At 70.3% G+C, this 13,780-nt stretch carries 13 protein-coding genes; 3 read left to right on the plus strand and 10 right to left on the minus strand.

Annotated elements, in window-relative coordinates; all coding sequences use genetic code 11:
- Positions 1 to 52: 52 nt before the first annotated feature.
- From ACZ63I_RS17680 to ACZ63I_RS17690, 3 genes are all read right to left on the minus strand, one after another.
- A complete protein-coding gene (locus tag ACZ63I_RS17680; protein ID WP_198533492.1) occupies positions 53 to 184 on the minus strand; it encodes an ALQxL family class IV lanthipeptide in 132 nt (43 codons plus the stop codon).
- A gap of 64 nt (positions 185 to 248) precedes the next feature.
- The gene (locus ACZ63I_RS17685; protein ID WP_277816784.1) at positions 249 to 371 is read right to left on the minus strand and encodes a hypothetical protein; all 123 of its coding nucleotides are present in this window, start codon (positions 369 to 371) and stop codon (positions 249 to 251) included.
- Between the two features lie 73 nt (positions 372 to 444).
- Positions 445 to 3,219, minus strand: a complete 2,775-nt coding sequence (locus ACZ63I_RS17690; protein WP_469339594.1) for a class III lanthionine synthetase LanKC N-terminal domain-containing protein — start codon at positions 3,217 to 3,219, stop codon at positions 445 to 447.
- A 106-nt stretch (positions 3,220 to 3,325) separates the two neighbouring features.
- Between ACZ63I_RS17690 and ACZ63I_RS17695 the strand changes: the two genes are divergently transcribed.
- Positions 3,326 to 3,640 carry a hypothetical protein gene (locus tag ACZ63I_RS17695; RefSeq protein ID WP_469339596.1) on the plus strand — a complete coding sequence of 105 codons (315 nt, stop codon included), beginning with the start codon at positions 3,326 to 3,328 and terminating at the stop codon, positions 3,638 to 3,640.
- On the opposite strand, the gene ACZ63I_RS17700 is transcribed toward ACZ63I_RS17695, so the two are convergent.
- Complete coding sequence (locus tag ACZ63I_RS17700; protein ID WP_469339598.1) at positions 3,595 to 4,548, minus strand: DUF389 domain-containing protein; 954 nt, start codon at positions 4,546 to 4,548, stop codon at positions 3,595 to 3,597. The two genes, ACZ63I_RS17695 and ACZ63I_RS17700, sit on opposite strands and share 46 nt — an antisense overlap.
- A gap of 98 nt (positions 4,549 to 4,646) precedes the next feature.
- Positions 4,647 to 5,960, minus strand: a complete 1,314-nt coding sequence (gene nhaA, locus ACZ63I_RS17705) for a Na+/H+ antiporter NhaA (protein WP_469339600.1) — start codon at positions 5,958 to 5,960, stop codon at positions 4,647 to 4,649.
- A 225-nt stretch (positions 5,961 to 6,185) separates the two neighbouring features.
- Here nhaA and ACZ63I_RS17710 point away from each other — a divergent pair, with 225 nt between their 5' ends.
- On the plus strand, positions 6,186 to 6,719 hold the full coding sequence (locus ACZ63I_RS17710) for a TerD family protein (RefSeq protein WP_469339602.1): 534 nt from the start codon (positions 6,186 to 6,188) through the stop codon (positions 6,717 to 6,719).
- A 338-nt stretch (positions 6,720 to 7,057) separates the two neighbouring features.
- On the opposite strand, the gene ACZ63I_RS17715 is transcribed toward ACZ63I_RS17710, so the two are convergent.
- Positions 7,058 to 7,525 (minus strand): BP74-related protein, encoded by a 468-nt coding sequence (locus tag ACZ63I_RS17715; protein WP_469339603.1) that lies wholly within the window; start codon positions 7,523 to 7,525, stop codon positions 7,058 to 7,060.
- Between the two features lie 305 nt (positions 7,526 to 7,830).
- On the opposite strand from ACZ63I_RS17715, the gene ACZ63I_RS17720 reads away from it, so the two are divergent.
- Entirely contained in the window at positions 7,831 to 8,397 is a 567-nt protein-coding gene (locus ACZ63I_RS17720; protein WP_469339605.1) for an FG-GAP repeat domain-containing protein, read from the plus strand.
- A 164-nt stretch (positions 8,398 to 8,561) separates the two neighbouring features.
- Here ACZ63I_RS17720 and ACZ63I_RS17725 read toward each other — a convergent pair whose 3' ends face one another.
- The 4 genes from ACZ63I_RS17725 to ACZ63I_RS17740 are packed head-to-tail and all read right to left on the minus strand — an operon-like array spanning position 8,562 to position 13,758.
- A complete protein-coding gene (locus ACZ63I_RS17725; protein WP_469339606.1) occupies positions 8,562 to 10,517 on the minus strand; it encodes an amylo-alpha-1,6-glucosidase in 1,956 nt (651 codons plus the stop codon).
- A complete protein-coding gene (locus ACZ63I_RS17730) occupies positions 10,514 to 11,863 on the minus strand; it encodes an MGH1-like glycoside hydrolase domain-containing protein (protein WP_469339948.1) in 1,350 nt (449 codons plus the stop codon). The genes ACZ63I_RS17725 and ACZ63I_RS17730 overlap by 4 nt, the downstream gene beginning before the upstream one ends.
- 23 nt (positions 11,864 to 11,886) lie before the next feature.
- Entirely contained in the window at positions 11,887 to 12,687 is an 801-nt protein-coding gene (locus ACZ63I_RS17735; RefSeq protein WP_469339608.1) for a sugar phosphate isomerase/epimerase family protein, read from the minus strand.
- A gap of 24 nt (positions 12,688 to 12,711) precedes the next feature.
- On the minus strand, positions 12,712 to 13,758 hold the full coding sequence (locus ACZ63I_RS17740) for a zinc-dependent alcohol dehydrogenase (RefSeq protein ID WP_469339610.1): 1,047 nt from the start codon (positions 13,756 to 13,758) through the stop codon (positions 12,712 to 12,714).
- Between the last annotated feature and the right edge of the window lie 22 nt (positions 13,759 to 13,780).

Raw genomic sequence — 13,780 nt, forward strand, 5'->3', positions numbered from 1 at the left:
CGGTGACCGGTGCGCTCCCCCTGGCCGCACCGGTCGCCGGCCTCACGTCAGGTCAGTTGGTGACGTTGCAACTGATGGCACAGGTGCTGCCGCCGTTGCAGGTGTGTCCCTCGCAGAGGATCAGCGACTGCTCCTGGGCCTCCTCGCCCGTCAGCAGTTGCAGGGCATCGAGGTCGCTCTCCATGTCTTCTCCTTCTGGGGTGGTTCTCGGTCGGTGGGCGTGGGTGCCCGGTCAGCCGGTCAGCCGGTCAGCCGGTCACTGAACAGGTGCCGCCGGGAGAGCAGGAAACCCCGCAGGTCACGGTGCAGGCGATGGCGGTTTCCTCGGCCTCGGCCGGCAGTAGTTGCAGCGCTTCGAGCTCTGTTTCCATGAGTGGTCTCCGTTCCGGTGGAGGGCACCGCGGACGCGGTGTCCGGTTCGACGGGCCGGCCGCTCCCTGCGGCTCAGCGGGGGGTGTGAGCGGATTCGGCAGGCAGGTCGGCCATCCACGGCCGTGGTCCGCCGTGCGTGAGGCGCAGCAGGAAGGAGACGGCGCCGGCCAGGCCGGTCTGCGCGTCGGGGCGTACCGTCGTTCCGGACTCGTCCGGTACGACGAACAGCCCGTCGCGGAGCACGGCGCGCAGCCGCAGGACCGAGGCCAGGTCGCAGGCCCAGTCCCGGTAGGGACCTTCGGGTACGGCGTCGGCGAGGTCGAGGAGGAAGTCCCCGTCGCCCGCGATTCCGTGGCAGGCAGCGGTCGAGGCGGTCGAGCGGACGGCATGCACCGCCGCACCGGCCTGCTCCGCGAGGCGCAGGTGGGCGCTGTCGCCCGTCGCACGCCACAGGCGCAGCAGAAACGTGCCGATCCCCGACGCGCCGGAACACCAGTGGTACAGCAGGCCGGTCCCTGGCTCGTGATCCAGGTCGGAGCGCCAGCGCGCCCCCCACGGGCCCAGTTCGGCTTCCGCCGCGAGGGTGGCGCCTGCGGCGACGGCCAGCTCCGTGTACTCCTGGCGCCCGGTCGCCTGGCCCGCCCCGAGCAGGAAGGAAGCCACACCGGCCACGCCGTGCCCGAAACCGAGGTGCCGGATACCGGCGAGGACCGAGTCGAAGTCCTGGGGTACGGGCCAGACCGTCCGGCCGCGCACGGTCTCGGCGTGAGCGGTCAACCCGTCGGCGCAGGTGATGACGCGTTCGAGGAAGGCGGGCTCGCCGGTCGCCTGCCAGAAGTGCAACTGGGCCAGGCCCGCCCCGGCGGCGCCGTGGCACACATCGGGGTTGGGCCACTGTACGGGCACGGCCAGCGCCAGGTCGGCCGCCCTGCGGGCCATCGCCGGATCGTCCAGGCGGCGGGCCGCGTCGTACAGCGCCCAGGCCGTCCCCGCTCGGCCGAAGTACAGGCCTGGCAGCAAGCGCGGCACGTCTTCGCGCCGTTCGTCGGTCCACTGCGCCAACCACCGCAGGGAATGCCGCAGTTCGTCGCGGTCGAGGAGTTCGGATGCCCGGCCCAGCACGGCCAGCACGCCCGCCGAACCGTGCTGGACGGCACACGGGTCGGTGGTGTCTCCGAAGGAGCCGCTTTTCCAGAGCCGTTCACCGGGGTGCGGACGGAGTGCGTGGACCAGGTAGGTGAGGCCGTCGTCCAGGAGTCTGGGTACGTCGGGAAGGGGAGCGCGGACGGGTTCGACCGCTGGGCGGTCAGGTGACGCGGCGGTTGCCTCTGCTGTCGGCGTCCGACCGGTCAGGTATTCACTCAACCGCTCTTCGTTCCAGCGCAGTTCGGGGTCTGCCACCATCAGGCCGAGGATCGCGGGCGCCAGTGCCGGCACGGCCGGGCGCTCCGGGCGCATCAGGGCCAGCAGGGCGCTGACGCGCTCCTCCGGTGAGCGGGCGGCGCGGCTGTCCTCGGCCCCGTCAGCCGTGTCGTCGTCAGCCGTGTCGTCGTCAGCCGTGTCGTCGTCCGTCGTGTCGTCGTCCGCGACGAAGGCCGGTGCCACACCGGTGGCGAGGTAGCACAGGATGGCTCCCAGTGCGAACAGGTCGACGGCGGGCCCGTGGGCGGGTCCGATGCGCGGCGCCGCACACTGTTCCGGCGCTCCGAACCCCGGTGTGTAGGCACGATAAGTCCACTCGTCCGGACTTCTCGCCCACTCGGGGTCGATCAGCCAGAGCCGCTCGTCGTCGCCCACCATGATGTTGTTCGGGCTGAAGTCCTGCAGGACCAGGCCGCGTCGGTGCACTTCACCCAGCAGCCGGGCCAGCCGCGCCGCCATGGAGAGCGCCGTCGCCGGGTCCACACCGGGCGCGGCGTCGGCGTACCGGTTCCGGACCCACCGGGCGAGCGTCTCTCCGCTGATCAGCGTCTCCACCAGGAAGGCGTGACCGTCCTTCTCGAACTGATCGACGACATCGGGGCAGAGCCCGTTCAGCGCGGTCAGCATGGCGGCTTCCCTGCGGAGCTGATCCCGTGCGTCACTGCCCGTCAGCCCTCCCGCGACGTGGGCACGGGCCTGCTTGACGATCACCTCGGCCCCGGTGTGTTCGTCAAGCGCGCGGTACACACCGCCCCGTGCCGAGTGCCGAACCGCTTCCTTCACCACGAACCGGTCGGCCAGCAGCACCGACGAGGGCGCCGCCGGCGGCGCCGGAGCACGACCGGGCGTGCCTGCCAGGGGCAGTTCGGCCCAGGCCGGCGGACAGAACCACGGCTTGCGCGGATCGGGTACGGCGGCCCCGCCGGGCTCCCGCAACCGGGCCTCGAAGGAACCGTCGTTGGTGAGCACGGGAACGCCCCGGAAGGCGCCGTACCGGTAGTGCACGAGACTGCCCTTGCGCAGCGGCCGGTCGGAGAGGATCGCCGGTCCGGGCAGTCCGGCGGTCGCGGCGTCGATACGGTGGGCCAGCTCGCGCAGGTGGGCGTCGTCGTCGGGGTACGCGGTGAGGAACTTGCCGCACTGCGCGCGGTCGTAGGACGCCGAGGTCATCTCCTCGACGAGTTCAAGACTGCGGGCGTATTTGAACGAGCAGCCGCCCGCCGCGAGGATCCGCGCGGCCCGGTCGAGGACGTGCGGCGCGGACAGCGCGGTCGCCGAGACGTGGAGCTTCCACCCCTGGACGCGCTCGCCCGCCGAGGGCCGCGTCACCCGGCACCAGAAGTCCTCTTCCTCGACCGCCCATCCGGTCGCACCGACATCGTCGAGAGCCGCTCGCACCACACGCCGGAGGGAAAGGGACGACACGGCGCGGCCTCCTGTCTTCTGCTTCGGCGGTCCCGGGGAGACCGGGCCGTCCCACAGTGGCCCTCGGCGCGGGAGACGAGCATTGGGGAAACCCCTACATTGCGGCGTGCGACGCTTCGACCCCGAGACGTCTCAGTGGGCCGGCCGCCACCTCTACAAGATCCGGTACCGCGACGCCACGCAGAAGCAGACCGAGGAGTCCGGCTTCACCAGCAGGACGCCGCCATCGAGCGGCTCACCGAACAGCGCCACCTCGCCGACGGCTCGCCCCGTCACGTTCGAGAGCCGGCGGATGAGCAACTTCGACTACAAGGTCGAGTTCCACGGGGACAATCCTGTGGCAGGCGTCGTACCCGTCGCGGCCTCGGGGTGGCTTCAGGCGGTCTTGTCACGAGAGGCGGGGAGCGGGTGCATGCCGTAGCGGGCCCACAGGGTGCGCTGTACGAGGAGGGTGAGGGTGCCGGCGATGAGCATGCCCGCCAGGTTGACCCCGAGTTGCTCGAACGACGCGCCGACCTCGTGCCAGTGTGCCAGCGCGACGGCCACGGCGATGTTGCCCGCCGCGGGAACGGTGGTGACGGAGATGAAGACGCCGATCAATGCGGACGATTTCCCGGCTGTCAGGGAGAGGATCCCCGCTACGCCCGCGAGTACGGCGACGATGAACGACCACTTGTCCGGGTGGATGATGAAGTCGGTCAGGGGACGGTCGTCCAGCATGCCCGGCGTGATCCAGCCCAGCAGCCGGCTGACGGACGCGCATGCCAGCGTGATCGCGATGGCCACGGTGAAGCCGATCACGAGTGCCCGCACGGCAGCGCCGATCAGCCGCCGGTCGCCTCGCAGCAGTCCGAAGCAGATGGCCGCCACGGGGCCGAACTCCGGTCCGAGGACCATCGCTCCGACGATGAGGATGGGCTGGTCCAGCAGTGCGCCGATGGCCGCGATCTGTGTCGCGAGGGCGAGGAATGCCAGGAAGCCCCAGGTGACGCGGGTATCGGTGGCGGTCCGGGCGGCCAGTTCCTTCCAGACGACCGCGTCGTCCGGGTCTCCGGGGGCCACGTCCTCGGCCACCTCGGACGCGGTGGAGATGGACAGGTCCAGTTGTTCGACGGTGATGGCGCCGGTGTCCTTGAGGCCGAGGGCACTCAGTTGGTCGAGCACGCCGTTGGCGGCCTCCCGTGCGACGTCGAACTCCACGAAGTCGCCCTTGGGCGCGTGGGCGGCACCAAGTATCTTGACCACGTTGACGATCGCCGGATGGTCGTCGGCGATCCGCAGCACCTCGTCGGTACTGACGGCAGGACTGATCACACGTACATGCAGCACGCGGGCCATTGTGCCGTCACTGTTGCCGGTGCCGGACGCCGGTACGGCGCAACGCCACCTGGCAGAGGATCTGCAACGGGTCGTACGGTCGGACGGACTCAGGCGCGGTCGGGCGGGGTCTGGTAGACGTCGGGGATGCCGTCGTGGTCGGCGTCGACGGTCTCGGCCTCGCACAGCCGGCGGTACACGCCGTTGCGCCAGCGCAGTACGACGGCGGCCAGGACGGCCGCGGTCAGCGAGCCGAGCAGGATGGCGGTCTTGATGTGGTTCTCGCGGTCGGTACCCGGGTCGAAGGCGAGTTCGCCGATCAGGAGCGAGACGGTGAAGCCGACCCCGGCGAGCAGCGAGACGCCCAGGACGTCCCACCAGGACAGCTCGCTGTCCAAGGAGGCGTGGGTGAAACGCGCCAGCAGATAGGTCGAGGCGAACACCCCGACGAGTTTGCCGACGACGAGACCGAGGCCGACACCGAGTCCCGCAGGGTCGGTGAAGGTCGCTCCCAGGCCGCCGGAGAGTGAGACCCCTGCCGAGACCAGGGCGAACAGCGGAACCGCGACCCCGGCCGACACCGGCCGCCAATGGTGCTCGAACCGCTCGGAGAGGCTGACCTGTTCCCCGGAGCCGGCCAGCGCGGGGACGGCGAAGCCGAGCAGCACCCCGGCGATCGTCGCGTGCACTCCGGAGGCGTGCATCAGGGCCCAGGCCACGATTCCCAGTGGTCCCAGCAGCCACCAGTGGGTGACGCGCCGACGGGCCAGGAGGCCGAAGACGGCGATCACCGCGAACGAGCCGAGCAGCGGCCACAGGCTGATGTGGTCGCTGAACGCCACGGCGATCACCACCACCGCGAGAAGGTCGTCCACGACCGCCAGCGTCAGCAGGAACGACCGCAGCCCTGCGGGCAGGTGGGTGCTGATGATGGCCAGCACCGCCACGGCGAACGCGATGTCGGTCGCCATCGGCACCGCCCAGCCCTCCAGCGTCCCCTCGCTCATCACCGTGTTGACGATGACGTAGACGACGACGGGACCGATCATCCCGCCGACCGCGGCGATGATCGGAAGGGCCGCCCGGCTCGGGGAGCGCAGGTCGCCGGCGACGAACTCCCGTTTGAGCTCAAGGCCCACGACGAAGAAGAAGATCGCCAGCAGGCCGTCCGACGCCCACTGGGCCACGCTCAGATGCAGGTGCAACCCGTCCGGCCCGAACGTCGCGTGGGTGAAGGAGGCGTAACCGGCCTTCCACGACGAGTTCGCCCACAGCAGCGCGACCACGGCACCGGCCAGGAGCAGCAGACCGCCGACGGTCTCGCTGCGCAGCGCGGACGCCGTGGCCTGCGCACTGCGCCAGCTACTGGGACGGGCGAAGAGCCGTGTCACGGACCGGCGCGGGGGAAGCGGGCTGGCGGGCATGGATGACTCCCGAGGGGAAGAGGGCAGGCAGAAGCACTCGCCGACCAGACTTCCCGGCACACCACGATCAACCTAACGCATCCTTGGCGCTTCACCCCTGTCGAACGCCGCACGGTCCTGGTCGTCGACCGGATGGCGTTCGGGCCGCATCAAGAGGCAGGCCGGAGGACATAATCGAAAACGTAGCGGGACTTCGCGCAGGCAGCGCACGGAAGGGGATGTTCGGTGGGGGTTGGCGGCAAGGCGCTGGGCAAGGTCGAGGTACGGCTCAAGTGGGACCCGAGTCCGCTGGGCGAGCCGGCCCGTCATCTGGACATCGTCGCCGCGACGTATTCCACGGACGCCCCCTTCGGCACGCCGGTCTACCTCGTGCACTACGACAGCCGCTCGCCCGACGGCACCATCAACATGAGCCGGCACAGCCAGACGGGTCAGGGCTTCGGGTTCGTCGAGGAGATGTCCTTCGAGTTCGACCGCCTGTCCGATGCCTACACAAGGGTGGTCGTCGGCGTGGTCATCCACCAGGAACCGGTTCCCAGGACCTTCGGCGACATGTCGAACGCCGGGGTGGTGATTCTTGAGGGCTACGAGGAGTTGCTCACCGACGACTTCTCCGGCGTGGCCGGCGCGACCGCGACCACGCTCGCCGAGTTCACCCGTACCGACTCGGGCGAGTGGAGAATGCACGAGATGATCCGGGGATCCGACCGCGACCCGGCAGGCTTCATGACCGAGATGGGCAGCGTCCGCCACACCTGACGGCCGGCGACGCGATCGACCGCCGGCCAACACCGGCCCTTCGCGATCTGTGCGGGCCACGCACGACACGTCCCTCCGCACTTCATCAGGCTGCCGTGTCCGGCGGCCGATGCCGAGAGCCGAACGGCCCTGCCCGTTCACGGAGCCGGGCCCCAGGATCGAGTCGCCGCTGCTCGTGTTTGCGAGTCCCAAGATTCACGAGACACGCGGGGGCATCGAACAACGCCGGTGGGAGTGTCGGTCGGCTCAGGCAGGCTGTCCGTCACCGGCCTGAGCCAACCATCTTGGCAACGCGGGGCGTTGTGATGCGCGGGGTGTCCGTACCCGTGCCTGGTCGCTTACGGGGCGGGGATTTCCCTGACCAGGCGCGAGGTCCAGTCGCACCAGATCCTGCCGGGCAGGAAGGGGCCACCGACCTCGTCGAGGTGATCCTCGACGTAGGGGATGGAGGCGTCGCAGACCTCGATGGCGTAGTCGAAGAAGCTGGTCGAGTCGGCGTCGGCCTGGAAGCTCCAGCGCCCGTTGTAGGGGGCCTGACGCTTGATGATCCGCGTGAGCACATGGGGCCGTTCGTCGGTCGCGCCGCTGACGAGGTCGCGGGCGTGCTCGATGTCGTCGCTCTTCGTCAGCTTGATGACGAAGGTCTCCCTGGTGTTGTCCGTCATCTCGAAGTATGCCGGGCCCTCTGCGGCAGCTCGGGTCGGCGGCTGCTGCTGGGGAGTGCTGGCCTGAGAGGGCTGTGCTGCGGCCAAGGCGAGCATTCCGACGGCGGCCAGGCCTGCCGCTTTGGTGATTACACGTCGCATGAGGGTCCTCTCCTCGATATTGGTCGTCGCGCCCATCACGACGACTACGCCGAGTATTCAACCAGTAACTTGGAGTGATTCAGGCGATGTCGGTGTTCGGGTCGCGGAGGACGCTCACCGTCGTGACGCGTGCCGCCGCCGGACCGGCCGGGGGGATCAGCAGCGGCTTCGGAACGGAGTCCTGGCTCATTGCCGTACCCACCCGTGGGCAGGAACGCGGGTGGGCAGGACCGTCGTGCATCACCCCCGTAACAAAGTGATCTGTTTCCTTGTGCGGGCCGTGTCCACTCCCGTGCAGTGGGCTGATGCACTTTCCGACGGCAGCCGGTCGGCCCTTCCGCCACCTGCGCAGGTGGCATGTCGTGCCGGTCTCCCTCGTAGCGGTGGTGGTGATGGCGTTTCTCGTCCTGCTGCCGTCCGAAAGCGTGCGCTCGGTGCCCAACAGCCCCTGCCGGGCGGCAGATTCGACGCGCGTTGACACACCAGCGACTCCCGACCTCGACGGGGACGGCTTTGCCGATCTGGTGTACGAGAACGCCGACACGGAGAACTTCGACGTGATCGTCGTGCCCGGCTCCGAGCACGGTCCGGACCATGACCGTACGACCGTCCTCACCCGCGACGAGCTCGGTGTGCCGGATCGCATCCAGACGGGCGACGACCCGTGGCAGCCCACGGTCGCCGACCTGGACGGGGACGGCCACGCCGATTTCGTCGTCAGCGGCGCCGCCAGTGTGCTGTGGGGAGGCCCCAAGGGCCCGCGGGCCGAGATCCTCTCGGAGTGGAAGACCTATCTGGGCACCCGCAACTTCACGCTGCTGCACCAGATCCTGGATCAGCTCCGCGAGATCACCGACCCCTACGCCCGGTAGTCCCCGGCCGCGCCGAGCCGTCCGCCCCTGGATCCCGCACCCCCGGAGCCGACCGTACCCACAGGCTAGGACTGCACTGTTACGTAGTCAGCTTCATTGACCAACTCGTCAATGATCCTGACTCGGTCGGCGCGCGAGGGGCGCGGCGGCGGGCGTACGGAACGTCAGGATTCCGTACGCCCGGCCGACGCCGTGAGCAGAGCGAGGGGTGTCGCCGCTGCCCACGCCTGGGGGGAGTTGGCATGCGGGTAGGGGACGGCGCTTCGCGCCTCCTCGCGTCCGTAGCCGGAGATGACCTCGGGCAGCCGATGACCGTGCTGGGCCGCGACGCCAAGCAGGCCCCGGGTCACTGCAGCCGCCTCCGCGTGCAGGCCGCTGCGCGCCATCCCCAGGACGATGACCGCGTTGTCGTGCGGCCAGATGCTGCCGCGGTGATACGACAGGGGGTGGTACGATGTCTGGCCAGCCGCCAGGGTGCGGATGCCCCAGCCGGAGAAGAAATCGGGTTCCAGCAGGCGCCGGCCCACCGTTCGGGCGTCGTCGGTGTCCAGGATGCCCGACCACAGCAGATGCCCGGCGTCCGAGGCGAGCGCGTCGGCCTGCCGCCCGTCGCCGTCCAGGGCGAGCGCGGGGAAGTTCCGGGCCGGCATCCAGAAGTCGCCGCGGAACCGCTCGCGCAGCCGGGTCGCCGCGGACTCCAGTCCGTCCGCGTACATCGTGTCCTGCCATACCGTTCGCGCCAGAGCCGCGGTGCGGCGGAGCGCGTCGTAGGCGTAACCCTGCACTTCCGCCGCGGCGATGGCACCCGATGCCTGAGTTCCGTCGGCGAAGCAGACGGCGCCGGCGGAGTCCTTCCAGTTCTGGTTGAGGAGACCCTTCTCGTCGGCCTCGTAGACGAGATAGCCGGCGCTGTCGAGCCCGCCGTCGCGGAACATCCACTCCACGGCCGCGCGGGCGTGGCGCTCCAGTTGGAGGGCGAGTGCGGTGTCAGCCGTCCGGTCGACGTAGGCGTGGAGCAGCACGAGAAAGAGCGGGGTGCTGTCGACGGAGCCGTAGTACCGGCCGTAGGGGACCTGGCCGAAGTGGGCGAGTTCACCGTGCCGTAGTTCGTGGACGATCTTCCCGGGCTCGGCGATCCGGCCGGCGTCGTACGCCGTCGCCTGTGTCGCCGCGAGGGCGAGGAGTGTGGCGTGGGCGAGCCGCGGCCGGTAGGGCAGGGCGAAGTACGAGGTCAGCAGCGAGTCGCGGCCGAACAGCGTCAGAAACCACGGCACACCCGCTCCCGGCACGTGCAGGGTCTCACCGTCCGGGCCGGTGGCCGGGACACTCAGCCGGGCGAGGTCGGTCAGTCCTTGGGAGCAGGCACGGGCCAGGTCCGGGTGGGCGCCGGGTGCGATGAGCGCTTCCTCGTCGGCCGGCTCCCCCGCGGCGGGGCGGTCTCGGTCGTGGCCGGCCGTGGTTGGGGCGGGTGCCCGGCCGTCCGTACGGCCGGTGCCGCCCGCCCGGGGCGCGACGGTCACGGTGAGGTCCGCGCTGCCGTGTCCGGGGAGTGTGAGCTGCCAGCTCAGCAGCCTGGACGTGCCCTCGGGCGTTGGCGCCGTGATGACGGGTGCGGGCTGTGCCGTGATCGTTGTGGCCGCGTGCCATGCCTCGCGCCGGTAGGCGAAGGTGACGCCGTCGGGGCCGTCGCTGACCGTTCGGGCGGCTCCCGGTTTCGGGTAGGTCCGGCGGTCGGTGCGCAGCTCGAACTGGTCGGCGAAGTCGGCGTCGACACCGAGGGTGATGAGCGTGTCCGTGGTGTGGGCGACATTGCTCAGCACATGGATCCGCTCCGTCAGGATCCCCTCGCGCAGGGTCTGTTGCCGGAAGAGGGTGCAACGGGGCGGCTCGTCCCGGGTGCCGGCCGGCGTCAGGACGACGGGGGTGTCCTCGTCCTGTCCTGCCGCCACCAGTGTTCGCGGCGCGGCGCCGTCGACGCTGAGCTCCCAGCGGCTGAGATGTCTGGCGTCGTGGACGAACAGCCCGTCGGGTGAGGTCCCGTGGCCGCCGTGCGCGTCCCCCTGGGCATCGAGCACGGCGAACGTGCCCGCGTGGACCAGCAGCCGCCCGTGTTGTGTCATCGGTCTTCCTCCGTTGAGCGGCCCAGCAGATCGAGGACGACGGCGGCTGTCCAGCCGAAACTGGTCGTGCCGCGCGCCTGGCCGGTACGCGGGTCCACGTACTCGGCGAATCCCGACGCGGCGGACGAGGCGAGGACGGCCCGGGTCAGTGTGTCCGCGCTGTCGACGGCGCCGTACTGGCGCAGTCCGCGCTCGATGACCCAGTTGATGTTGAACCAGGCGGGGCCGCGCCAGTAGCGTGCCGGGTCGTACGCCTGCCCCCGCAGGTCGTAGCTGGGGACGAGCGCGGTGGTGGAACCGAGCCCGAAGTGCTCCCCGGCCGCGGTACGTTGCAGCGCCTCCGCGATGCCGTCGGGCAGTCCCGGGACCAGCAGAGGCAGCAGGCCCGTCACACTCTTCGCGTCGATCAGGCCGCCTGCCCGCACGTCGTAGCAGAGGAACAGCTCGTCCTGCGGGCTCCACAACCGGTTCACCAGGGCCCTCGTCAGCTCTTCGGCGCGCACCCGGTGGGGACGCGGGTCTTCGCCGAGCGCCCCGGCGATGGCCGAGAGTGCGTGTTCGGAGGCGATGAGCAGCGCGTTGAAGCCCGGATCTTCGACCGCGAACGGGTGCGGTGTTCCGGCGTCCCGGTAGCCGTTGTTCCGGTAGGCCGCCGCGAGACGGACGTAGCGCCCGTAGTCCAGGTCCGTCGGCCGGTCCGCCGCATCCGAGTGGACGAGGTCGGCGCGGCGGAACGAGGAGGCGGGAGCCGGCTCGACGCGGGACAACGGACCGTCCCAGCAAGGGCTGTTGTCCATACCGGGCTCCCACGGATGGATCACCGACACCAGACCGTGCCGCCCGATGTCCCGGTTCTCCACGAGATAGGCGTGCCACGCCGTCAGCTTGGGGTAGATCCGGCGCAGGAAGCCCCGTCGGCGCGAGGCGTCCGGGTCGGCCTCGTGGACGAGCCAGGCGGCCAGGGCGTGCACCGGGGGTTGCACGATGCCCGAGGTCTCGACCCCGCGCGGCGCCCCCGCTTCGGCACCTGCCGTGGACGAGCGCCAGAAGTCCGGGCTCGGGAAGTACGAGTCGAGGGGGACCGAGGAGTTGAAGACGATGTGCGGGACGCGACCGTCGTACCACTGCGCGCCCAGCAGCGTCTCCAGCTCCAACTGGGCCCTGCGCGGGGAGAGATGGCGTAGCCCGATCGCGATGAAGGCGGAGTCCCAGCTCCACTGGTGCGGGTAGAGCGTGGCCGAGGGAACGGTCGAGGCACCTGTCCAGTTGGTGAACAGGACACGGGCCGCGTCGTTGCGCAGCGTGCGCCGTTCGGCACCGGTGAGTGGATGTGCGGGGGGTGTCATGAGGGTGCCGGAGAGGGTCGTCGTCACGCGCCGGACCTGTGGAGGAAGGCGGGAACGGAGCGGACGGCCTCGACGGGGTCGCCGGTCAGCCTGCATTCGGCGGCGAGGTAGCCGTCGTAGCCGGCGGTGTGCAGAGCGCCGAGCCAGGCCGGCCAGTCGAGGTGCCCGGCGCCGGGCTGGAACCGGTTGGAGTCGCTGACCTGCGCGTGCCCGATGTAGGGCGCGGCGGCGATGATCGCGGCAGCGGGATCGCTCTCCTCGATGTTCATGTGATAGCTGTCGATGCCGATCTTCACCGAGTCGAGGCCGACGGCACGGATCAACTCGGCTGCCTGCTCCAGCCGGTTGACCATGTGGTCCTCGTACCGGTTGAGCGGTTCGAGAAACAGGGACACGCCCTCGCGCCGCGCGTGCTCGCCGAGTTCGGTGAGTCCCTCCAGCAGCACCGTACGCTCCTCCTCGGCGCCGCGCGGCGGCTGGAACGGCGGCAGACGCGTGGAGAACATCCCGTAGGACGCGGGTGTCTGGGCGCCGAGTCCGCCCAACTCGGCGATCACGGTGAGCTGGGACTTCATCTGGACGATCGCGTCGCGGCGCAGGTCCGCGTCGAAGGCACCGAAGAAGTGGAGCATGTCCACGCAGACGGTCGGCATGACCACACCGTCGGCGCGGGCCCGGCGCAGCTCGGGCAGCCGGCTCTCGAAGTGGAGATTGCCTCGGGCGCGCAGCTCGACGGCGTCGAACCCGGCGGCCGTCGCGAACTCCCACTTCTCCTGGAGGGTGTCCCCGGGCAGCAACTGCTCCTGGCAAGCGGTCTTGAGCATCAGAGATCAGGGCCTTTCAGAATCTCAGAATTCCAGGATGACCTGGAGGGCGTCGGCGGGACGCTCGTCCAGCAGGACATAGGCTTCGGCCGCTTCGTCGGCCGGTACGACATGGCTGACGAGTGAGGTCACGTCGACGCGGCCTTCGGCGACGAGTGCCAGGAATGTGCGCTGGAGACGCTCCACGGTCCAGCGGCCGGAGAGCTGCGGTGGCACACCACCGATCTGGGAGCAGATCAGTTGTACGCGGTTGTGGTGGAACTCGTCACCGAGGCGCAGGCCGACGGCGTCCCCCTGGTAGAACCCGGAGGCGACGACGCGGCCGCCGACGGTAACGGAGCGCACCGCCTCGTGCAGGGCCGGGTACACACCGCTGATCTCGATGGCGACGTCAGCGCCGCGCCCCTCGGTGGCGGCGCGGATCGACTCGGCGACGCGCCCGGTGACGGCGTTCAGGGTGGTGGTCGCGCCGTACCGGCGTGCGGTGTCGAGCCGCCCGTCCAGCGCGTCGACCGCTGTCACGCGACCGCCGTTGAGCTGGGCGAGCCGGGTGGTGAGCAGTCCGATGACGCCCTGGCCGAAGACGGCGACGTCCTCGCCGACGTGGATGTCGGAGGCCAGGACCGCGTTGTACGCGATGGCGCCGACCCGGGCGAAGGTGCCGGCGAGCGGGTCGAGGCCCGCCGGGAGCGTGTGCCCGGCCATCCGTTCCGCCGGGACGATGCCTTCGCTGCGGTGGCCCCAGATGCCCCAGACCATGTCGCCGACGGCCGGCAGTCCCGGTGCGCCGGCGACGTCGTCCGAGATCTCGGTCACCTCGCCGATCTCCGAGTAGCCCCAGCCGGCGACCGGATACTCGATGCCGGCGGCGCCGTCCCGGAAGATCCGTGCCTCCGGGTCCCAGGTGCGGGTCAGATAGGGGTTGGTGCCGCGGTACGCGGTGAGTTCGGTGCCCGCCGACACACCCGAGTAGCGCGTACGCACCCGGAGATGGCCCCGGGGCAAGGGGGCGCTGTCGTGCTCGGCGACTTCGACCTGTCGCGGGCCGGTGAACTGGACGACGCGTTCCACGGGGGGCTCCGAGAAGTTGACG

Source organism: Streptomyces sp. NPDC087906, assembly GCF_055584925.1.

Bases quoted from the DNA above. Each gene is read 5' to 3' on its own strand.
- ACZ63I_RS17680 (WP_198533492.1), bottom strand. From the start codon at position 184: ATGGAGAGCGACCTCGATGCCCTGCAACTGCTGACGGGCGAGGAGGCC.
- ACZ63I_RS17685 (WP_277816784.1), bottom strand. From the start codon at position 371: ATGGAAACAGAGCTCGAAGCGCTGCAACTACTGCCGGCCGAGGCCGAG.
- nhaA (WP_469339600.1), bottom strand. From the start codon at position 5,960: ATGCCCGCCAGCCCGCTTCCCCCGCGCCGGTCCGTGACACGGCTCTTC.
- ACZ63I_RS17715 (WP_469339603.1), bottom strand. From the start codon at position 7,525: ATGCGACGTGTAATCACCAAAGCGGCAGGCCTGGCCGCCGTCGGAATG.
- ACZ63I_RS17720 (WP_469339605.1), top strand. From the start codon at position 7,831: ATGCACTTTCCGACGGCAGCCGGTCGGCCCTTCCGCCACCTGCGCAGG.
- ACZ63I_RS17725 (WP_469339606.1), bottom strand. From the start codon at position 10,517: ATGACACAACACGGGCGGCTGCTGGTCCACGCGGGCACGTTCGCCGTG.
- ACZ63I_RS17730 (WP_469339948.1), bottom strand. From the start codon at position 11,863: ATGACACCCCCCGCACATCCACTCACCGGTGCCGAACGGCGCACGCTG.
- ACZ63I_RS17735 (WP_469339608.1), bottom strand. From the start codon at position 12,687: ATGCTCAAGACCGCTTGCCAGGAGCAGTTGCTGCCCGGGGACACCCTC.